Source organism: Actinacidiphila bryophytorum, assembly GCF_016916835.1.
Taxonomy (GTDB): domain Bacteria; phylum Actinomycetota; class Actinomycetes; order Streptomycetales; family Streptomycetaceae; genus Actinacidiphila; species Actinacidiphila bryophytorum.
On record NZ_JAFFIX010000018.1, the window covers coordinates 12,099 to 31,395 of the forward strand.

General features: G+C 74.2%; 19 protein-coding genes. 6 read left to right on the forward strand and 13 right to left on the reverse strand.

Features of this window, described 5'->3' with window-relative positions; genetic code table 11:
* Positions 1 to 47: 47 nt before the first annotated feature.
* From ilvD to JT723_RS23555, 4 genes are all read right to left on the reverse strand, one after another.
* Positions 48 to 1,901, reverse strand: a complete 1,854-nt coding sequence (gene ilvD / locus JT723_RS23540) for a dihydroxy-acid dehydratase (RefSeq protein ID WP_205046767.1) — start codon at positions 1,899 to 1,901, stop codon at positions 48 to 50.
* Between the two features lie 120 nt (positions 1,902 to 2,021).
* Positions 2,022 to 2,723 (reverse strand): TetR/AcrR family transcriptional regulator, encoded by a 702-nt coding sequence (locus JT723_RS23545; RefSeq protein ID WP_205046768.1) that lies wholly within the window; start codon positions 2,721 to 2,723, stop codon positions 2,022 to 2,024.
* Positions 2,720 to 3,580, reverse strand: coding sequence for a sugar phosphate isomerase/epimerase family protein (locus JT723_RS23550; protein WP_372441374.1), 861 nt, complete (start codon positions 3,578 to 3,580; stop codon positions 2,720 to 2,722). The genes JT723_RS23545 and JT723_RS23550 overlap by 4 nt, the downstream gene beginning before the upstream one ends.
* Positions 3,581 to 3,611: 31 nt before the next feature.
* On the reverse strand, positions 3,612 to 4,646 hold the full coding sequence (locus tag JT723_RS23555; RefSeq protein WP_205046769.1) for a Ppx/GppA family phosphatase: 1,035 nt from the start codon (positions 4,644 to 4,646) through the stop codon (positions 3,612 to 3,614).
* 118 nt (positions 4,647 to 4,764) lie between these two features.
* On the opposite strand from JT723_RS23555, the gene JT723_RS23560 reads away from it, so the two are divergent.
* Complete coding sequence (locus tag JT723_RS23560; protein WP_251512592.1) at positions 4,765 to 5,562, forward strand: DUF3109 family protein; 798 nt, start codon at positions 4,765 to 4,767, stop codon at positions 5,560 to 5,562.
* Positions 5,563 to 5,619: 57 nt separating this feature from the next.
* A complete protein-coding gene (locus tag JT723_RS23565) occupies positions 5,620 to 6,111 on the forward strand; it encodes a DUF8453 domain-containing protein (RefSeq protein WP_205046770.1) in 492 nt (163 codons plus the stop codon).
* A 7-nt stretch (positions 6,112 to 6,118) separates the two neighbouring features.
* Here the strand turns inward: JT723_RS23565 and JT723_RS23570 are convergent, their stop codons facing one another.
* Positions 6,119 to 6,391 (reverse strand): helix-turn-helix domain-containing protein, encoded by a 273-nt coding sequence (locus tag JT723_RS23570; RefSeq protein ID WP_205046771.1) that lies wholly within the window; start codon positions 6,389 to 6,391, stop codon positions 6,119 to 6,121.
* Between the two features lie 44 nt (positions 6,392 to 6,435).
* Here JT723_RS23570 and map point away from each other — a divergent pair, with 44 nt between their 5' ends.
* On the forward strand, positions 6,436 to 7,203 hold the full coding sequence (gene map / locus JT723_RS23575) for a type I methionyl aminopeptidase (RefSeq protein WP_205046772.1): 768 nt from the start codon (positions 6,436 to 6,438) through the stop codon (positions 7,201 to 7,203).
* Between the two features lie 334 nt (positions 7,204 to 7,537).
* Here the strand turns inward: map and JT723_RS23580 are convergent, their stop codons facing one another.
* Positions 7,538 to 9,241 (reverse strand): BACON domain-containing protein, encoded by a 1,704-nt coding sequence (locus tag JT723_RS23580; RefSeq protein WP_205046773.1) that lies wholly within the window; start codon positions 9,239 to 9,241, stop codon positions 7,538 to 7,540.
* A gap of 243 nt (positions 9,242 to 9,484) precedes the next feature.
* Here JT723_RS23580 and radA point away from each other — a divergent pair, with 243 nt between their 5' ends.
* The gene (gene radA, locus JT723_RS23585; protein ID WP_205046774.1) at positions 9,485 to 10,870 is read left to right on the forward strand and encodes a DNA repair protein RadA; all 1,386 of its coding nucleotides are present in this window, start codon (positions 9,485 to 9,487) and stop codon (positions 10,868 to 10,870) included.
* Between the two features lie 125 nt (positions 10,871 to 10,995).
* Positions 10,996 to 12,147: a DNA integrity scanning diadenylate cyclase DisA gene (gene disA, locus JT723_RS23590; protein ID WP_372441370.1), complete on the forward strand. Its 1,152-nt coding sequence runs from the start codon at positions 10,996 to 10,998 to the stop codon at positions 12,145 to 12,147.
* A 51-nt stretch (positions 12,148 to 12,198) separates the two neighbouring features.
* On the opposite strand, the gene JT723_RS23595 is transcribed toward disA, so the two are convergent.
* Complete coding sequence (locus tag JT723_RS23595) at positions 12,199 to 13,074, reverse strand: hypothetical protein (RefSeq protein ID WP_205046775.1); 876 nt, start codon at positions 13,072 to 13,074, stop codon at positions 12,199 to 12,201.
* Between the two features lie 130 nt (positions 13,075 to 13,204).
* On the opposite strand from JT723_RS23595, the gene JT723_RS23600 reads away from it, so the two are divergent.
* Entirely contained in the window at positions 13,205 to 14,131 is a 927-nt protein-coding gene (locus JT723_RS23600; RefSeq protein ID WP_205046776.1) for an iron-sulfur binding domain-containing protein, read from the forward strand.
* A gap of 16 nt (positions 14,132 to 14,147) precedes the next feature.
* Here the strand turns inward: JT723_RS23600 and JT723_RS23605 are convergent, their stop codons facing one another.
* The 6 genes from JT723_RS23605 to JT723_RS36240 form a co-directional block, all read right to left on the reverse strand.
* The gene (locus JT723_RS23605; RefSeq protein ID WP_205046777.1) at positions 14,148 to 14,678 is read right to left on the reverse strand and encodes a pyridoxamine 5'-phosphate oxidase family protein; all 531 of its coding nucleotides are present in this window, start codon (positions 14,676 to 14,678) and stop codon (positions 14,148 to 14,150) included.
* Between the two features lie 36 nt (positions 14,679 to 14,714).
* A complete protein-coding gene (locus JT723_RS23610; RefSeq protein WP_205046778.1) occupies positions 14,715 to 15,956 on the reverse strand; it encodes an ATP-binding protein in 1,242 nt (413 codons plus the stop codon).
* 6 nt (positions 15,957 to 15,962) lie between these two features.
* Positions 15,963 to 16,649: a two-component system response regulator CseB gene (gene cseB / locus JT723_RS23615; protein WP_205046779.1), complete on the reverse strand. Its 687-nt coding sequence runs from the start codon at positions 16,647 to 16,649 to the stop codon at positions 15,963 to 15,965.
* 4 nt (positions 16,650 to 16,653) lie between these two features.
* Positions 16,654 to 17,325, reverse strand: coding sequence for a hypothetical protein (locus JT723_RS23620; protein ID WP_205046780.1), 672 nt, complete (start codon positions 17,323 to 17,325; stop codon positions 16,654 to 16,656).
* Between the two features lie 17 nt (positions 17,326 to 17,342).
* On the reverse strand, positions 17,343 to 17,903 hold the full coding sequence (locus JT723_RS23625) for a SigE family RNA polymerase sigma factor (RefSeq protein ID WP_205046895.1): 561 nt from the start codon (positions 17,901 to 17,903) through the stop codon (positions 17,343 to 17,345).
* 269 nt (positions 17,904 to 18,172) lie between these two features.
* Entirely contained in the window at positions 18,173 to 19,180 is a 1,008-nt protein-coding gene (locus tag JT723_RS36240; protein ID WP_205046781.1) for an ArsR/SmtB family transcription factor, read from the reverse strand.
* Between the last annotated feature and the right edge of the window lie 117 nt (positions 19,181 to 19,297).

Genomic DNA, 19,297 nt, shown 5'->3' on the forward strand with positions numbered 1-19,297 from the left:
GGGTCACGACCCCGGGGCGGCTCCCGTCAGCCGAGCGAAGTGGCCGGTCAGCCTTCGAGCTTGGAGATGTCCCGCACCGCACCGCGGTCCGCGCTGGTCGCCATGGCCGCGTACGCCCGCAGCGACGCGGAGACCTTGCGCTCGCGGTCGCGCGGGGCGTACACACCGCCGAGCGCCTCCCGGCGGGCCGCCAACTCCTCGTCGGAGACCAGCAGTTCCATGGACCGCGCCGGGATGTCGATCCGGATGCGGTCGCCGTCCTCGACCAGCGCGATGGTGCCGCCGGAGGCCGCCTCGGGCGAGGCGTGGCCGATGGACAGGCCCGAAGTGCCGCCGGAGAAGCGGCCGTCGGTGATCAGCGCGCAGGACTTCCCCAGGCCCCGGCCCTTGAGGTACGAGGTCGGGTAGAGCATCTCCTGCATGCCGGGGCCGCCGCGCGGGCCCTCGTAGCGGATCACGATGACGTCGCCGGGGGTGATCTCCTTGCGGAGGATCTTCTCGACGGCCTCCTCCTGCGACTCGCACACCACCGCGGGTCCCTCGAAGGTCCAGATCGACTCGTCGACGCCCGCGGTCTTCACCACGGCGCCGTCCACGGCGAGGTTGCCGCGCAGCACCGCGAGGCCGCCGTCCTTGGAGTAGGCGTGCTCGACGTCGCGGATGCAGCCGCCGGCCGCGTCGGTGTCCAGCGTCTCCCACCGCTCGGACTGGGAGAAGGCCTGGGCGGAGCGCACGCAGCCGGGGGCCGCGTGCCACAGCTCGACGGCCTGCTCCGACGGGGAGCCGCCGCGGACGTCCCAGGTGTCCAGCCACTCCTTGACCGAGCGCGAGTGGACGGTGTGCACGTCCTCGTTCAGCAGCCCGCCGCGGTACAGCTCGCCGAGGATCGCCGGGATGCCGCCGGCCCGGTGCACGTCCTCCATGTAGTACGTGCCGCCGGGCGCCACGTTCGGGGCGACCTTGGCCAGGCACGGCACCCGGCGCGAGACCGCGTCGATGTCGGTCAGGCCGTAGTCCAGCTCGGCCTCCTGGGCGGCGGCCAGCAGGTGCAGGATGGTGTTGGTGGAGCCGCCCATGGCGATGTCCAGGGCCATGGCGTTCTCGAACGCGGCCCGGGTGGCGATGGCCCGCGGCAGCACGGACGCGTCGTCCTGCTCGTAGTAGCGGCGGGTCAGCTCCACGACGGTGCGGCCCGCGTCCTCGTAGAGGGCCTTGCGTGCGGTGTGGGTGGCCAGCACCGAGCCGTTGCCGGGCAGGGCCAGGCCCATCGCCTCGGTCAGGCAGTTCATCGAGTTGGCGGTGAACATCCCGGAACACGACCCGCAGGTCGGGCAGGCGTTCTCCTCGATGCGCAGGATGTCGGCGTCCGAGACGTTCTCGTCGACGGCGTCGGCGATCGCGTTGATCAGGTCGAGCTTGCGGACCGTGCCGTCGACCAGGGTCGCGCGGCCGGCCTCCATGGGGCCGCCGGAGACGAAGACCGTGGGGATGTTCAGCCGCAGCGCGGCCATCAGCATGCCCGGGGTGATCTTGTCGCAGTTGGAGATGCAGATCAGCGCGTCGGCGCAGTGCGCCTCGACCATGTACTCGACGGAGTCGGCGATCAGGTCGCGGGACGGCAGCGAGTACAGCATGCCGCCGTGGCCCATGGCGATGCCGTCGTCGACCGCGATGGTGTTGAACTCGCGCGGCACCGCGCCGGCCGCCTTGATCGCCTCGGAGACGATCCTGCCGACCGGCTGGAGGTGGGTGTGGCCGGGTACGAACTCGGTGAAGCTGTTGGCGACCGCGACGATCGGCTTGCCGATGTCGGCGTTGTCCACGCCGGACGCGCGCATCAGCGCACGCGCGCCTGCCATGTTGCGGCCGTGGGTGACCGTACGTGACCTCAGCTCGGGCACGGTGTCCACTCCCTTGGTTTCACTCAGCTCGTACGACGGCCGCGGCGCGCGACCGTGCCGTCGAGGGTACGCCCGTCGCCCAGGATCCGGACACCTCGTCCGGATGACGGAACCCTTGCGCTAGTCCCGCTGCTGCTGCGCGGCCCCCGGGCGTACGTCCGGGTCGGTCAGGTAGCGCTGCAAGGTGGGCGCGACCACCGCGACCAGGTCCTCCGGCGACGCCGACGCGATCGGCTCCACCTTCACCACGTACCGCAGCATGATGATCCCGACCAGCTGCGCCGCCGCGAGCTGCACCCGGAACTCCGGGTCCGGCACCCGCAGCTCCCCCGCCACCCGCGCCAGCACCCGGCGGCCCACCAGGCCGCGGAAGACGGCGGCGGCCCGCTCGTTGGTCACCGCGGAGCGCACGATCGCCAGCAGCGGCCCGCGGGTCGCCCCGTTCTCCCACACGCCCAGCATGAAGCGGGCCACCCGCTCCCCCATGCCGTCGGGGCCGCCGGCCGCCATGGCCCCGGGCAGTTCCAGCGCAGGCCCGAAGGACAGCTCGATGGCCGCGGCGAAGACCTGGTCCTTGGTGCCGAAGTAGTGGTGGACCAGTGCCGCGTCCACGTCGGCGGCCTTGCCGATGGAGCGGACCGAGGTCTTGTCGTAGCCGTGCGCGGAGAACTCCTCGCGGGCGGCGGCGAGGATACGTTCCCGGGTCCCGGCGGCGGCTCCCGCCCGCTTCCCCGCGGGCCTGCCGCGGCGGCGGGGCGGGTCCGAGGGCGTACCGGAGGACGCACCCGCGCCCTTGCGCGTACCGGACGGCGTACCGCTCATGCGCGCACCGACGGGCGGGAGGGCGAGGGCAGCGCCAGGTGGCGGCGGGTGAAGGACAGCGCCTCCGCCAGGTCGCCCTCGCGCTCGGCCGACGACATGGCCCGCCGCGTGTTGACCTCGATCACCACATGCCCGCCGTAGCCGCCCGCCGCCAGCGACTCCAGCAGCGCCCCGCAGGGCTGGCTCCCCCGCCCCGGCACCAGGTGCTCGTCCTTCGCCGAGCCGCTGCCGTCCGCGAGGTGCACGTGTGCGAGCCGGTCGCCCATCCGCGCCACCATCTCCAGGGCCTCGGTGCGCGACGTCGCCGCGTGCGACAGGTCCACCGTGAAGTGCCGGTAGTCCTCCCGCGTCACGTCCCAGTCCGGCGCGTACGCCAGCATCTCCCGGTCCCGGTAGCGCCACGGGTACATGTTCTCGACCGCGAAGCGCACGTCCGTCTCGTCGGCCATGCGCCAGATGCCGCGTACGAAGTCCCTGGCGTAGTTGCGCTGCCACCGGAAGGGCGGGTGCACCACGACCGTGGACGCGCCCAGCCGCTGCGCGGCCGTCCTGGCCCGCTGCAGCTTCACCCACGGGTCCGTCGACCACACCCGCTGGGTGATCAGCAGGCAGGGGGCGTGCACCGCGAGCACCGGCATCCGGTGGTAGTCCGACAGCCGCCGCAGCGCGTCCACGTCCTGGCTCACCGGGTCGGTCCACACCATGACCTCGACCCCGTCGTACCCCAGCCGGGCGGCGATCTCGAACGCGGTTGCCGTGGACTCCGGATACACCGACGCCGTGGACAGCGCGACCTTCACGCCGGACACGCCGCCGGTCCGCTTCCTGGGGTCCACTGGTTCAGCCACGGGAGCCAGCGTACGACCGGGTCCCGCCGGGACGGCCGACTCACCCCTCGCGGCGGGCCACCGTCGAGGCCCCGCCGCCTGTGGGCTTGGCCACACTGCCGTGCGTGTCACCCGCGAGACCACCGGCCGACGCGGCCCCCGCGGTGTCCGCGGCCATCACGTCGAGCTTGCGAAGGATCACACCCTCGCGCAGCGCCCACGGGCAGATCTCCAGCTCGCTCACCCCGTACAGGTCCATCGCGCCCTCGGCCACCAGCGCGCCCGCCAGCAGCTGCCCGGCCCTCCCCTCCGAGACCCCTGGCAGCCCGGCCCGCCGCTGCGCGGTCATCCCCGCCAGCCGCGGCACCCACTCCTCCAGGGCGCTGCGCCGCAGCACCCGCTGCACGTACAGCCCGTCGGCGCTGCGGGCCGCCCCGGCGATCCTGGCCAGCTGCCGGAAGGTCTTCGACGTCCCCACCACATGGTCGGCAGGACCCAGCCGGGCGAACTCCGCCACCGTCTTCGCGATCTCCGCCCGCACATGGCGGCGCAGGCTGCGCACGTCCTGCGCCGACGGCGGGTCCCCCGGCAGCCACCCGCCGGTCAGCCGGCCCGCGCCCAGCGGCAGCGACACCGCAGCGTCCGGGTACTCGTCCATCCCGTAGCCGACCTCCAGCGACCCGCCGCCGATGTCCAGCACCAGCAGCTTGCCCGCCGACCAGCCGAACCAGCGCCGTACCGCCAGGAACGTCAGCCGCGACTCGTCCTCCCCCGACAGCACGGTCAGCCGCACCCCGGTCTCCTGCTCGACCCGCGCCAGCACCGCCTCGCCGTTCGCGGCCTCCCGCACCGCGGACGTCGCGAACGGCAGCACGTCCTCCGCGCCCTTGTCCTCCGCGACCCGCAGCGCCTCCGCGATCGTCGCGACCAGCCGGTCGACGCCGTCCGCGCTGATCGCCCCGCCCTCGTCGAGCAGCTCCGCGAGCCGCAGGTCCGCCTTGTGCGAATACGCCGGCAGCGGCCGCGCGCCAGGGTGCGCGTCCACCACCAACAGGTGAACGGTGTTGGACCCCACGTCGAGCACTCCCAGTCGCATGGGCAGCACTTTAGGCCAGCGTCACAGACCGCCGTCCTCCCACCGCCCGCGGCCGCCGGCAGGTCCTTGTGCGGGCCGGTGGACGCATTCGGTGCATTACGGTCTTACGCTTGGCCGCGTGGCAAAGGTGAAGGCCCGCAAGGGCGTACAGCAGGTTGCGGCGGACGACGAGGCCGGTCTCGACTTCGCCCGTGCCTGGGTGGAGTTCGTCGACCCCGCGGACGAGGAGCAGGTCTTCCGCTGCGACCTCACGTGGCTGACCTCGCGCTGGACGTGCGTGTTCGGCAGCGGGTGCCAGGGGATCGTGGCCGGGCGGGCCGACGACGGCTGCTGCTCGCTGGGCGCGCACTTCTCCGACGACGACGACGAGAAGCGGGTGGCGGGCCATGTCGCCCGCCTCACACCGGACACCTGGCAGTTCCACGGCCTGGGCACCGGCACCGGCGGCTTCTGGGCCGAGGAGAACGAGGACGGCGAACGGCAGACCCGCGTCGTGGACGGCGCCTGCATCTTCTCCAACCGGGCCGGCTTCGCCAGCGGCCAGGGCTGCGCCCTGCACGCCCTCGCCCTGCGGGAGAACCGCGAACCGCTGGAGACCAAGCCCGACGTGTGCTGGCAGCTGCCGATCCGCCGCACCTTCGAATGGGTCGACCGGCCCGACGACACCCGGGTCCTGGTCGTCTCGATCGGCGAGTACGACCGGCGCGGCTGGGGACCCGGCGGCCACGACCTGCACTGGTGGTGCACCTCCGCGACCTCCGCACACGGCGGCGGCGAGCCCGTGTACGTCTCCTACCGCGCCGAGCTGACCGAGCTGATGGGCGAGGCCGGCTACGCGGAGCTGGCCGCGGCCTGCGAGGCCCGGCTGTCCACCGCCCTGCCCCTGCTGGCCCCGCACCCGGCCGACCCGGCCTGACGGCGGAACCGCCCGCACCCCCGCGGTACTCCCTTCCGTACGGGAGGGAGTACCGCCATGGACGCCAGCACCGTCACCGCAGTCGCCGCCACCGCGATAGCCAGCGCATCCTTCGCCGTGTCCATCAGCGAGGCCCGCGCCACCCGGCGGCACAACCGCCACTCCGTCAAACCTGCACTCGAACTGTGGATCCGCCGCCACAACGGCGGCGACGCGGGCCTGCGGGTGTGCAACTTCGGCCTCGGCCCCGCCGTCGTCACCAGCACCTCCGTCGCGCTCGACGGCGTCCACCTCGGCCAGTGGACCCGGCCCGTCGCCACCTCGCTGCGCGCCCAGCTGGCCGAGTGGCCGCACGCGACCACCGTGCGGCCCGACTCGATGCTGCCGCCCGGCATCGAACGCTCGCTGCTCTACGTCGACGACTACGACCCCGCACGCCACGGCGACCTCTGGGAGATGCTCCAGCACCGGCTGGCCTTCGAGATCCGCTACGAGTCCCTCTACGGCGGCGAGGACTTCCTGGCCGTGCACCCCGCCGCCCCGATGTAAGGCCCGCTCACGCCGACAGCGCGTCCCGCTCCTCCGCGTCCTGCGCGCACGCGGCGACCAGCACGTCAAGCGACAGCCCGAGCGCCCCGGCCAGCGCCGCCACCGTGAAGAAGGCCGGCGTCGGGGCGCGGCCCGTCTCGATCTTGCGCAGCGTCTCGGCGGACACACCCGCCGCCGCCGCGACCTCCACCATGCTGCGCTCACCGCGCGCCTCCCGCAGCAGCGCGCCGAAGCGCTCACCGCGCCTGCGCTCCCACGGGGTCAAAGGAGTCCTCACCATGCCTGTGATACTAATACCGGTATAAGAATTGGAGGAGGACCACCATGGTGGAGATCAAGAACGACACGGCACTCGACGCGATGCGCGCGGCCGGCCGGGTCGTCGGCCAGGCACTGGCCGCCGTCCAGGAAGCCGCAGCCGTCGGGGTCTCGCTGCGCGAACTCGACGAAGCCGCCCGCGCCGTCCTCGACGAAGCCGGCGCCGGCTCGCCCTTCCTCGGCTACCGCCCGCCCTTCGCCCCCACGCCCTTCCCCGCGGTGCTCTGCACATCCGTCAACGACGCCATCGTCCACGGCATCCCCACCGACTACCGGCTGCGCGACGGCGACCTCGTCAGCGTCGACTGCGGCGCCGAACTCGACGGCTGGACCGGGGACGCCGCCACCAGCTTCACCGTCGGCACCCCGCGGGCCGCCGACCTCGCCCTCATCGCGGCCACCCGCAAAGCACTCGACGCCGGCATCGCCGCCGCCGTCGCCGGAAACCGCATCGGGGACATCTCGCACGCCATCGGGCAGGTCGCGCGTGCCGCGCGCTGCGGCATGCCCGCGGACTTCGGCGGGCACGGGATCGGGCGGCGCATGCACGAGGACCCGCACGTGCCGAACCGGGGGCGGCCGGGGAGGGGCTTCCCCCTCAGGCCGGGGCTGGCCCTCGCGATCGAGCCGATGCTCATGGCCGGCGGGCGGGACGAGTACGTCACCGCGGCCGACGGGTGGACGCTGCGTACGGTCGACGGCAGCAGGGCTGCCCACATCGAGCACACCGTCGCCGTCACCGCGGACGGCCCGCGCATCCTCACCCTGCCGTGAGTCGCCCTTCCCGCGCCTGACGGCGCGGGTTGGTTTTCCCACCCTCCCCCACAGCTCCGCGTGGGGGTGCCCCCAGACCCGTGCAACTTTGACTTCGTCTGCGGGCCTCCCCGTACCCCGGCCCCACCATCGGCGACCGCACGTCCGTGCACACCGGCGAACCCCAGTAGTAGGAGCAACCGGCAGGGACGACTCACCGCAAGCCGCCAACGAACGCAAGGGGACGGTTCGGGGGTGTCCCCGCAGGCATGCGCGCTACTGCCGCCGCCTCGTTCGGGAAGGGCCGAGGCGCGCAGGCCGAGGAGATACCCCCGAAGCGGCGCCGGAGGCACGGTCAGGGGGTGGGCGCACCCGTCGTGGACGCGGGCGGGGATGTCGGGGGCTCGGACGTGGGGGGAGCGGACGTCGGCGGCTCCGATGTCGGCGGCGCGGACGTCGGAGGAGCAGACGACGGCGGGGAGGACGCCGGGGGCGACGAGGACCCCGGGGGCGGGAAGGACCGGCGCGACGAACCGCGCAGAATCACCGTGGCGTTCGCCGGCGCGAACGCCACGGCCGCCGTCCACGACCCACCCGGCGCCAGCGCCCGCACCACCGTGATCGTCAGCGTGACCGACTCCCCCGGGTGCAGCACCCCCGACGTCGCCGACAGCCGCAGCCACCCCGCCTGCGTCGACGCCGACCACCGCACGTCGGCGGAACCGCTCGCCGTGAGCGTGACGAGCGTGCGCCCCGCGGCAGGCACCGCGGCGACCCGCAGGTAGCCCGCCCCGGGCGCGACCGGGGACCCGGAGGGCGTGACCGTCACCGCCGTGACGTCGGCGTCGGTGCCCGCCGGCCCGGCGGAGGGCGCGGCCGGGGGGAAGGAAGCGGAAGGCCGGGGGCGCGAGGCCCCGGCCTTCTCGTACGGGAGCCCCACCCCGTCCGGCGCCCCGGCGGCAGCCCGCCCGCCGCCGTGCGCGTCGTCCCCGCCGAGCGGCGTCGCCCGGTACGCGGCCCAGATCGCCAGCACGGGCGCGGCGACGACGGCCGCGACGACCGTGGTCGTCACGGCACGGTGCCGCAGCTGCGCCCGCCGCGCCGCCCGGTCCTTGAGGTCGAGCGGGAAGCCGCGCCGGTCGAAGCGCGGCGTGCATTCGCGGCTGCGGCCCGCCCCGGTCTCCATGGCGTGCAGCAGCGCGGCGCAGGCGGCGGCGCGCGGCGCCTCGATGAGGGCGAGCACGGCGGTGGCGTCCGCGGCGGCGCCGGGCCACGGCCCGGCGGCGACGGCGCGCTCGGCGTCCCGCCGGCACAGGGTGCACTCGTCGACGTGCCGCACGAGTTCGTCGCGCAGCGCGGGTCCGAGCAGGACCCGGGTGTCGCCGGCGAGTTGGGCGAGCGCGGCGCAGCGCCCGGTGTCGACGACGGCCAGCGCGGCCCTGGTCCGCTCGACCTCGCAGGCGGCGCGGGCCAGCAGCCCGCGGGCGGCGTCCGTCTCCAGCCCGAGCACGGCGGCGACCTCGTGCGGCGGGAGCTGGTGGCGTACGGCCAGCTCCAGGGCCTCGCGCTGCTCGGGGGTGGTGCCGGCGGCCTCGGGCCAGGCGAGGGCGGCGAGTTGGGCGGCGCGCTGGTCGGCGACGGAGGCGGCGGCGCGGACGGGCGCCAGCGGGGTGCCGGCGGCGAGCCGGCGCAGGCAGGACCAGCGGGCGAGGGCGTAGAGCCAGGGGCGGCGCAGGGCGGGGTCGCGCAGCCGGGAGCGCTGGCGTTCGGCGAGCGCGAGGACCTCGCCGAGGGCGCCGGAGGCGGCGTCGTGCTCGCACAGGATGGACAGGCAGTACGTGAACAGGCCGTCGAGGTACGGCTCGTAGTGCGCGGGCGGCACCATCGGCAGGGTGCCCTGGGGGCGGCGGCGCGCGGGGGCGCCGTCCCGGCCGTCACCGGTGGTGCGCCCGGCCGAGCGCGCGGCGGCCCGCGCCGCGGAGCGCCCTGGCGTCGCCGTCCTGGGCCTGCGGTGCGCACCGGTCGGCTGCGAGGTGGGGGTGGTCTCCTGCCTGCTCATCACCGGGTGACGGTAGGCCCGTTACCGCCTCCGGCTCAGCCGTCCTCGCGGCCATTAACCCTTATGGGTGGCGATGCGCCCCGAAAGGGGACGGTTCCGCACTTCGTACGGGTGAATGTGCGCGCGCACGCTCGAAGTCCGCACCGCACGCCCCCCGGGTGCGCCCCCCGGGGCAACCGGGACGGGGAAGGGCACCTTCCCCGTCCCGGCCGGGTTGTCGTACCCGCCCGCTACGGTGGCGCCATGGCCACCCGCAAGCCCGCCCAGAAGGACCGCCCCTCCTACCGCTGCACCGAGTGCGGCTGGACCACCGTGAAGTGGCTCGGCCGGTGCGGCGAGTGCCAGGCGTGGGGGACGGTCGAGGAGTACGGCGGGGTGCCGGCGGTGCGCACCACCGCGCCCGGCAGGGTGAGTGCGCCGGCGCGGCCCATCGGCCAGGTGGACGGCCGGCAGGCGGCGGCGCGCTCGACGGGCGTGCCGGAGCTGGACCGGGTGCTCGGCGGCGGGCTGGTGCCCGGCGCGGTCGCGCTGCTGGCGGGCGAGCCGGGCGTGGGCAAGTCCACGCTGCTGCTGGACGTGGCGGCGAAGGCGTCGAGCGCGCGGAGCCCGGTGCTCTATGTGACGGGCGAGGAGTCGGCGTCGCAGGTGCGGCTGCGCGCCGACCGTATCGGCGCGCTCGCCGACCACCTGTACCTGGCGGCGGAGACCGACCTGTCGGCGGTGCTCGGGCACCTGGACGACGTCAAGCCGTCGCTGCTGGTGCTGGACTCGGTGCAGACGGTTGCCTCGCCGGAGATCGACGGCGCCCCGGGCGGCATGGCGCAGATCAGGGAGGTCGCGGGCGCCCTGATCAGGGCGTCCAAGGAGCGCGGTATGGCCACGCTGCTGGTCGGCCATGTGACCAAGGACGGCGCCATCGCCGGTCCGCGGCTGCTGGAGCACCTGGTCGACGTGGTGCTGAGCTTCGAGGGCGACCGGCACGCGCGGCTGCGGCTGATCCGCGGGGTGAAGAACCGGTACGGCGCCACCGACGAGGTCGGCTGCTTCGAGCTGCACGACGAGGGCATCACGGGCCTGGCCGACCCGTCGGGGCTGTTCCTGACCCGGCGCGACGAACCGGTGCCCGGCACGTGCCTGACGGTGACGCTGGAGGGCAAGCGGCCGCTGGTCGCGGAGGTGCAGGCGCTGACCGTGGACACCCAGATCCCCTCGCCGAGGCGTACGACGTCAGGCCTGGAGAACTCGCGGGTGTCGATGATGCTCGCAGTGCTCGAACAGCGCGGCCGGATCAAGGCGATCGGCAAGCAGGACATCTACACCGCCACCGTCGGCGGGGTGAAGCTCACCGAGCCGGCCGCCGACCTGGCGGTCGCGCTGGCGCTGGCCAGCGCGGCGATCGACACCCCGCTGCCGAAGAACCTGGTGGCGATCGGCGAGGTGGGCCTGGCCGGTGAGGTGCGCCGGGTGACCGGGGTGCAGCGCCGGCTGTCGGAGGCGGCCAGGCTGGGCTTCACGCACGCGCTGGTGCCGACCGACCCGGGCAAGGTGCCGGCCGGGATGCGGGTGATCGAGGTGTCCGACATCGGTGACGCCCTGCGTGCGCTGCCCGCACGGCCCTCCCGGGGGTAGCGGGCGGAGGCCGGTGTTCCGGGGGCGTGCGGGCGCCCGGTGGAGGGGGGCACATGCCGGCGATCGGCGGCCCGCGGCGCGGACGACGTAAACTCTGTCCAAACCGCACCGACCGGAGGAACGCAGTGGCAGCCAACGACCGGGCAGGCGCCGCCCCGGCCCGCAAGGCAGCGGCGGACTCCGCCAGCAGGTCCGGCACCGGCCAGGACGGCGGGCTGATGCGCGCCTCGCTGAGCGCCGTCGCGCCCGGCACGGCCCTGCGCGACGGCCTTGAGCGCATCCTGCGCGGCAACACCGGTGGCCTGATCGTGCTGGGCATGGACAAGACCGTCGAGTCGCTGTGCACCGGCGGCTTCGTCCTGGACGTGGAGTTCACCGCGACCCGGCTGCGCGAGCTGTGCAAGCTGGACGGCGCGCTGATCCTGGACAAGGACATCACCAAGATCCTGCGGGCGGGCGTGCAGTTGGTGCCCGACCCGACGATCCCGACCGAGGAGACCGGCACCCGGCACCGCACCGCGGACCGGGTGAGCAAGCAGGTCAACTTCCCCGTGGTGTCGGTGAGTCAGTCGATGCGGCTGATCGCGCTGTACGTGGACGGGCAGCGCCGGGTGCTGGAGGACTCGGCGGCGATCCTGTCCCGGGCCAACCAGGCGCTGGCGACCCTGGAGCGCTACAAGCTGCGGCTGGACGAGGTCGCGGGCACGTTGTCGGCGCTGGAGATCGAGGACCTGGTCACGGTCCGCGACGTCACGGCGGTGGCGCAGCGGCTGGAGATGGTGCGCCGGATCGCCACCGAGATCGCCGAGTATGTCGTGGAGTTGGGCACCGACGGCCGGCTGCTGTCGCTGCAGCTCGACGAGTTGATCGCGGGCGTGGAGCCGGAACGCGAGCTGGTGGCCCGCGACTACGTGCCCGAGCCGACCGCCAAGCGCAGCCGCACCGTCGCCGAGGCGATGTCGGAGCTGGACGCGCTGCCGCAGAGCGAGCTGATCGAACTGACCACGGTGGCAAGGGCTCTGGGCTACACCGGCTCGCCCGAGTCGCTGGACTCCGCGGTGTCGCCGCGGGGTTACCGGCTGCTGGCCAAGGTGCCGCGGCTGCCGAACACCGTCATCGAGCGGCTGGTCGAGCACTTCGGCGGCCTGCAGAAGCTGCTGGCCGCCAGCGTGGACGACCTGCAGGCCGTCGACGGTGTCGGCGAGGCCCGCGCCCGGTCGGTCCGCGAGGGCCTGTCCCGCCTGGCGGAGTCCTCGATCCTCGAACGCTACGTGTAGCGCCCGCTGTTCAACCCGGCGGGAGCCCGGCGGGAGCCCGGCGGGAGAACCTCAGTCCTGCGACAGGACGAACGGCACGCTCTTGGTGCCGTACCCCGGCAGTTGCGCCTGCGCAAGGTAGTTGCCCGGCGCGGCCTGTCCGCCCTTGGGGGTGGCGCAGTGCGGGGAGCTGGTCCTGCCGTTCCAGTGCAGCGTGTACGTCGTGCTGCCGTGCGCGGGCACCTGGAGCAGGTAGGACGCGGTGGACGCCGGGCAGTCGTCGGAGGCCCACACATGGCTGTCGTCGGGCGTCTTGGTGACGGTGAACACCGCGTTGCGCGGACCGAAGTCCACCTTGCAGGTGACAGTGCCGGAGTTGGTGGCGTGCAGCTGGAACACCGGGTCCTCGCCGGGTGCGTACGTGTTCTGCGCGCTGGTCAGCGACAGCGTGACCGTACCCGGCGAGCAGTCCGGCAGCGTCGAGCCGGCCGGTACCTGGTCGCCGCTCGCGCCGGTGCCCGCGCTCGCACCGCCGGTGCCGCCGCCCGGCGTGCCCGTGCCGCCGTCGGCACCCGCGGACGTACCGGCTGTCGTACCCGAGGTGGCGCCGGTGGTCCCGCCGCCGGAGTCGCCGGCCGTGGCGCCCGCCGAAGTCCCGTCGCCCGTACCGCCGTCGGCGCCTGTCCCGCCGTCGGAGGGGGCGGTCTCACGGCCGCCGGGGCGTCCGCTGATGTGGGTGCCGCTGGGCACCGGACCCGGTGTGATGCTCGCCGCCGGGGTGTGCGAACCGGTGGGCGCGGACGAGCTGTTGCCGCTTCCGCCGCCGCCCGACGTCACCGCCCAGATCACCAGTGCGGCGATCAGCGCGACGAGTGCGAACACCACGACTCGCCGCCGCCAGTAGATGGTCGACGGAAGAGGTCCGACGGGATTGCGCAACGAGCCCACACCCGAACTCTAGGGGAGATCACCCGTGTGCCGTCGCAACACCCGCCGCTCGGTGCCCGGTCTTTGCCGATGATCACGTTTACGTCGGCGGACGATCGCTGTCTGTGGCGTGTGCGAGGATCGCGAGGCGATGAGCACAGACCTCCACCACACTCCCGAGTCCGCCCCCGCCACCACCCCGCCCCGCGCGGCGGCGCTGCACGAACCGGTCATCGGCTGGTTCGACGCCCACGCCCGCGACCTGCCCTGGCGCCGCCCCGACGCGGGCGCCTGGTCGGTGATGATCAGCGAGTTCATGCTGCAGCAGACCCCCGTGGTCCGGGTGCTGCCGGTCCACGAGCAGTGGCTGGCCCGCTGGCCCCGCCCCGCCGACCTGGCCGCCGAGTCGCCCGGCGAGGCCGTCAGGGCCTGGGGCCGGCTCGGCTACCCGCGGCGGGCGCTGCGGCTGCACGCGGCGGCCGGCGCGATAGCGCAGCGGCACGGCGGCGAGGTGCCGCACGACCACGCCGAACTGCTGGCGCTCCCCGGGGTCGGCGAGTACACGGCCGCGGCCGTCGCCTCCTTCGCCTACGGGCGGCGGCACATCGTGCTCGACACCAACGTGCGCCGGGTCTTCGCCCGCGTCGTGACCGGTGTCGCCCACCCCCCGAACGCCACGACCGCCGCCGAGCGGCGCACCGCGGCAGGGCTGCTGCCCGCCGACGAGGCCACGGCCGCGCGCTGGGCGGCGGCGACCATGGAGCTGGGCGCCCTGGTCTGCACGGCCCGCTCCCCGCAGTGCGGCCAGTGCCCGGTCGCCGCGCTGTGCGCCTGGCGGCTGGCCGGCTCACCCGCGCACGAGGGACCCCCGCGCCGCGGCCAGTCCTACGCCGGCACCGACCGCCAGGTCCGCGGCCGCCTCCTCGCCGTCCTGCGCGCCTCCCCCACCCCCGTCTCCCAGTCCGCCCTCGACTCCGTCTGGCACGACCCCGTCCAGCGCGCCCGCGCCCTCGACACCCTGGTCGAAGACGGCCTGGTGGAACCCCTGGCCGACGGCGTCTACCGCCTGCCGGTGTGAGCGGGCTGCCCGCAGCTCACGTGGCGGGGACGGGCGGCCAGGCCGCCGGTTCCGCCGCGAAGACCGTCATCCAGTGCGGGTCGAGGCGGTAGTAGACGACCTCGGCCGACCAGTCGAAGGCGTCGGCGCCGTAGAAGTCCTTCAGGTACGCCAGCAGCGGTGGCCAGTCGGGGGAGGCGGGGGCGTCGAGCGGGTTGAGGGCCACCGCCGTGCCGTGGGTGAAGACGCCCAGGGACTCGCCGCGCATGTGGGCCGCGCTGGCCGCGGGGCGGGCGGCGAGGTGGCGGGCCTTGGCCGCGGTGCGGGCGGTGCCGAAATGCCACCTGCCGTGCAGGAAGTGGCCGTCGGCGCCGCTGATCCGGGGCTCGCCGGAGGCGGTCACCGTGGACAGGGCGAGCGTGCACATCCCGGTGAGGGTCGCGGTGAGCTGCGCCGCGGTCAGGGTGCGCTCGGGGCTGACGATGGAACGCAGGTGGCTGGTGGAGCGGGAAAGGGAGGCGTCGAGCAGGTCCTGCAGCTCGCGCGTTTCTTCTGGCGTCTCACGCATCGGCCCACTCTAGGCAGGCCGGTGCGGGCGCCGGCGTCATTGGCGCGGCAGGAGCAGTTGCGCGACGGCACCGCCGCCGTCGGAGGGCGGGGCGTTGCGGAAGGTGAGGCTGGCGCCGAGGACGCGGGCCTGCCCGGTGGCTATGGTCAGGCCGAGGCCGTGCCCCGCGCCCGCGCGGTCGGTGGAGCCGGTGCGGAAGCGGCTGGGGCCTTCGCGCAGCAGGTCGGCGGGGAAGCCCGGGCCGTGGTCGCGGACCCGCAGGTAGGGGCCGTCGACCAGGACGTCGATGGGGGCGCCGCCGTGCCGTGCCGCGTTGGCCAGCAGATTGCCGAGGATGCGTTCCAGGCGGCGCGGGTCGGTCTGGACGACGGCGTCCTCGGCGACCGTGACGGTGGCCTCGGGCGCCAGCACCGGCACCCGGCGGCCGACGAACTCCGCGAGCGCGACCTCCTGCAGGTCGGCCTGCTCGGCGGCTCCGTCGAGGCGGGCGACCTCCAGGACGTCCTCGACCAGGGTGCGCAGCGCGTGGACCCGGTCCCGTACCAGCTCCGAGGGCCGCCCGGGCGGCAGCAGTTCCGCCGCGGTGACCAGGCCCGTCACCGGGGTGCGCAGCTCGTGCGCGATGTCGGCGGTGACCCGCCGCTCGGCCTCCAGGCGCAATTGCAGGGCGTCGGCCATCGCGTCCACGGCCCTGGCCAGCTCGTCGGTCTCGTCGCGGCCCCGCCCGCCGATGGCCTCGCGCACCCGGACCTGCGTGTCGCCGTCGGCGACCTTGCGGGCGGCCGTCGCCGCCTTGCGCAGCCGCCGCGACATGCGCCCGCCGACGAGCACACCGACGGCGGTGCCGCCGAGGACGACGGTGACCGAGCCGAGCACCAGGGTCTGGTCGAGGTCGACCAGCACCGAGTAGCGGTCGGTGAAACCGGTCTTGAGCGACAGCACCTTGCCGTTGCCCGCCGGGGTCTCGGCCCACACGACCAGGCCGGAGCGGGTCTGCTGGACGAACGTGGCGCGCTGGCCCTTGGCGGCGTAGTCCTTCAACTCGGGCGGCAGCGCCGGGTCGTTGAGGGTGGCGTAGAAGACGAGGCGGCCGTTGGTCTCGTAGATCCGCAGCGCGGACTGGACGCGTTCGTCCTGGACGTCCCTGGCGCTGTTGATCATGCTGACCCTGGCGGCGTTGTGCACGACCAGGCTGAGCGCGACCACGACCAGCGCCGACACCACGGCGATGGCGGCGCTCAGCTTCCAGCGCAGGGTGAGGGTGGGGCGGAAAGCCATGGGCTGTCAGGCCCGCAGCTTGTAGCCGAAGCCGCGTACGGTCTCGATACGGTCCTGGCCGACCTTGGCCCGCAGCCGCTGGACGTGCACGTCCACGACCCGGGTGTCGCCGCCCCACTCGTAGTCCCACACCCGGGTCAGCAGCCGGTCCCTGGACAGCACCGTGCCGGGCGCCGCGGCGAACTCCAGCAGCAGCCGCAGCTCGGTCGGGGTCAGGGCGAGGCGCTCACCGCCGCGGGTGACCTCCAGGCCCTCGGGGTCGATCGCGATGTCGCCGAAGGACAGCAGCGCACCGCCCTCGTCCTGCGGGCCGTCGGCGGCGCTGGCACGGAACCGGCGCAGCACCGCCCGGATGCGGGCGACCAGCACCGCGCCGTCGAAGGGCTTGGTGACGTAGTCGTCGGCGCCGGCCTCCAGGCCCAGCACGACGTCGATGGCGTCGGCGCGGGCCGAGACCATGATGACCGGCACGGTCGACTCGTCCCTGATCCGCCGGCACAGGCTCACCCCGTCCAGGCCCGGCACCATCACGTCGAGCAGCGCCAGGTCGGGCTGCCGGGCGCGGAAGGCGTCCAGGCCCGTCAGGCCGTCGGGCGCCGCGGTGACCTGGAAGCCGTCGCGCTCCAGGGCGAGCGTGGTGGCCTCGCGGATGACGTCGTCGTCCTCGACGAACAGGACGTGGGTGCCGGCCATGCCGCTAGCGCGCCGGGGCCGCCGACGCGGTCGGCGTCGGCTTCGGCGTCGGCAGGTCCGGGTCGAGCGGGTCGGAGTCGGGGCGCGGCGCCGGATCGGTCGACGTCGGCTCGGGGCGTACGGTCGGGGTGCTCGCGCCGAAGTCGGCGTAGCTGCGGGAGACCTGCACGAAGCGGCCGTCCCGCCACGCGTACAGCACCGACTCCTGGCCGGTCGGGTACGACACCGGGTCGTCCACCTTGTACACCTCGTGGATGATCTGCAGCTGCCCGTCCTCGACGCTGCCGTACACCGGGGGGCGCTCGTCGGCGAAGACGTTCTGGTATTTCCCGTTCACCATACGGTAGACGTACGCGGCGACCCCCAGGCCGTCTCCGCAGGTCGTGACGTTCACCACCAGGTCGGGGCCGTCGCCCTCGGTCAGGTCGCCGGTGTCGGTGGCCATCGGGTAGTCGTCGCCCGCGCACGGCGTCAGGTCCTCGCGCACGCCCTGGCTGACGCTGCTGTCCCGGCGCACCATCGTGGCCAGCGCCCGCGGGTCGCGGGCGATCGCCGGGGCCGCCGCCGTGGACGACCGCCGGACGCTGGCACTCGGCGCCGGACCCTCCTTACGGGCACCCGTCTCCGTCGCACCGCAGCCCGTAGCCACGACGCACGCGCAGGTCAGCGCGCCCATCGCGGCACTACCGGGTCTTATGCGGCGCACATCGCCTCCTCCGGCTCCCTCGCCTCGTCCGCCTCCGGCCGCGTGTAGCCGTAGCTGCCGTGCTCCAGCTCGTACCGCAGCCGGGCGAGCGCCCGGTGCAGTGTGCTCTTCACCGTACCCGTGGACATCCCCAGCACACGCGCGGTCTCCTCCGTCGTGAGCTGCCCGTAGTGCCGCAGCACCACCACCTGCCGCTGCTTTGGCGCCAGCACCGCCAGCACGTCCCGCAGCATCTCCCGGTCCGCCCGCTGCTCGGCCCCGTCGTCCACACTCGGCTCCGGCAGGTCCCCGGTCGGCACCTCCTCCAGCTTCCGGTTCCGCCACCACTCGGTCCTGGTGTTGATCATCACCCGGCGCATGTACGCGTCCGCGAGCGTCTTGTCGGTGATGTCCTCCCACCGCGGGTACGTCCGCACCAGCGCCGTCTGCACGAGGTCCTGCGCGTCGATCGGATCGGGGACGAGTCGGCGCGCGCTGCGCAGCAGGGCCTCCTGCCGGGTCCTGACGTACTCCTCGAACTCCAGCACCGCGCCGCTCGCCGCCACCATGTCCTCCACCCCGTCCCTCCGCCCACCGGCCCCCGGCGGCAGGTCAGTCCGCCGTGGTCGCACCCGGGCCTTTCCCCTGGCTGCGCCGAAGCTACGGACCGGATGTCAGGCTTCCGCGACCACGGACGCACAGCGGGCGCACAGCGACCCATCGGTTGTGTAACGGGGGCGGAGGAAGCGGGCGAATGCGGTCGAATGCCTGCTGTCGGCTGCCCGCCGGTCACGGCTGCCAGGGGTCGGTGAGGCCGTGGCAGTGGCCACCGGGGTGGTCAGGCCGGTGACCGCGCCGGGCGCGTACCGTACGGCGCCGGCGACGGGTCCCCCAGCGGGGGCGTTGATGCCGTGATCATGTCGAGGCCCAGTGCGGTGCAGTAGTGCGAGACGCTCTTGCCCTCGCGTTGCGTGGTGATCAGCCGGGCGTCACGCAGTGTTCTGGCCTGCATGGACGCCGCAGGGGGGCTGATGTCGAGCGCCCTGGCCAGACCCGAGGTGGTGTGCTGCGTCGTGAGGAGCCGCAGCATTGCCGCGCGGGTGGTGCCGAGCAGGGCGTTGAGGGGGTCGGGGGTGGCGGGGGCGTCCTGGAGGGGCAGCGGGGTGACGGCCGGGTAGATCAGCAGCGCGGGGCCGCCGGGCTGCGGGGCGAGCAGCGGGTAGGCGGTCCAGAGCAGCGAGGGGAGCAGCACCACGCCCTGTCCTGTGAGCCGGATCTCGCGGTCGTACGCGGGCGGGTACTCGAGGGTCATGCCGTTCCACCGGGCCGAGGAGGACAGCCCGGTCAGCGTGGCGAGCAGCCCGTGCCGGGCCAGGTGCCGCGCACGCCACGCCACTTCGGCCTGGAACCCGGCCCGGACGCGCGGCCAGGCGTCGGCGAGGAGGCTCGTGTACGCGGCCGTCATCGACCGCTCCAGGAGCTGCCAGGACTCGCGGTCGTCGTCGGCGAGCCCGCGGACCCAGCTCGCGCGCGGCCGCTCCAGGGCGCGCACTCTGAGGAGTTCGGAGCGGACCGACGCGCGCGGCGTCGAGCGCACGGTGTCCATGCCCTCGGCGAAGCCCGCCGTGGGCGGGTCGAGGAACAGCGGGCCCGTGCCGGTCGTCGACAGCAGGTCGAGCACGGGACGGGCCTGAGGCGGGAGGACCCGCTGGGCGCGGTGGCGCCACTGGCCGAACACCGGGTCCGACCGGCGCTTGAGCGTCATGAGGGCGAGACCCAGTTCCATCAGGGGCGCCGGCTCGTCGGCCATCCGGACCCGTAACAGGTCCTCCGCCGTGAAATGCACCCTCAGCACATGGTCCCCCCGGAGCCCGTCCCTGCGGCTGCGCCGCCCGACAGTTCAGCAGCAGCTGAATACATCGCGGCGAGCGGCGGCCGACGCGCACGCTGTCACGCGTCCCAA

Excerpts from the sequence above, each read along its gene's own strand:
- JT723_RS23565 (WP_205046770.1), top strand. The coding sequence starts at position 5,620 with ATGGACGCCAGCACCGTCACCGCAGTCGCCGCCACCGCGATAGCCAGC.
- JT723_RS23580 (WP_205046773.1), bottom strand. The coding sequence starts at position 9,241 with ATGAGCAGGCAGGAGACCACCCCCACCTCGCAGCCGACCGGTGCGCAC.
- JT723_RS23610 (WP_205046778.1), bottom strand. The coding sequence starts at position 15,956 with ATGGCTTTCCGCCCCACCCTCACCCTGCGCTGGAAGCTGAGCGCCGCC.
- JT723_RS23605 (WP_205046777.1), bottom strand. The coding sequence starts at position 14,678 with ATGCGTGAGACGCCAGAAGAAACGCGCGAGCTGCAGGACCTGCTCGAC.
- cseB (WP_205046779.1), bottom strand. The coding sequence starts at position 16,649 with ATGGCCGGCACCCACGTCCTGTTCGTCGAGGACGACGACGTCATCCGC.
- JT723_RS23620 (WP_205046780.1), bottom strand. The coding sequence starts at position 17,325 with ATGGGCGCGCTGACCTGCGCGTGCGTCGTGGCTACGGGCTGCGGTGCG.
- map (WP_205046772.1), top strand. The coding sequence starts at position 6,436 with ATGGTGGAGATCAAGAACGACACGGCACTCGACGCGATGCGCGCGGCC.
- JT723_RS23570 (WP_205046771.1), bottom strand. The coding sequence starts at position 6,391 with ATGGTGAGGACTCCTTTGACCCCGTGGGAGCGCAGGCGCGGTGAGCGC.
- radA (WP_205046774.1), top strand. The coding sequence starts at position 9,485 with ATGGCCACCCGCAAGCCCGCCCAGAAGGACCGCCCCTCCTACCGCTGC.
- JT723_RS23545 (WP_205046768.1), bottom strand. The coding sequence starts at position 2,723 with ATGAGCGGTACGCCGTCCGGTACGCGCAAGGGCGCGGGTGCGTCCTCC.
- JT723_RS23600 (WP_205046776.1), top strand. The coding sequence starts at position 13,205 with ATGAGCACAGACCTCCACCACACTCCCGAGTCCGCCCCCGCCACCACC.
- JT723_RS23555 (WP_205046769.1), bottom strand. The coding sequence starts at position 4,646 with ATGCGACTGGGAGTGCTCGACGTGGGGTCCAACACCGTTCACCTGTTG.
- JT723_RS23625 (WP_205046895.1), bottom strand. The coding sequence starts at position 17,903 with ATGGTGGCGGCGAGCGGCGCGGTGCTGGAGTTCGAGGAGTACGTCAGG.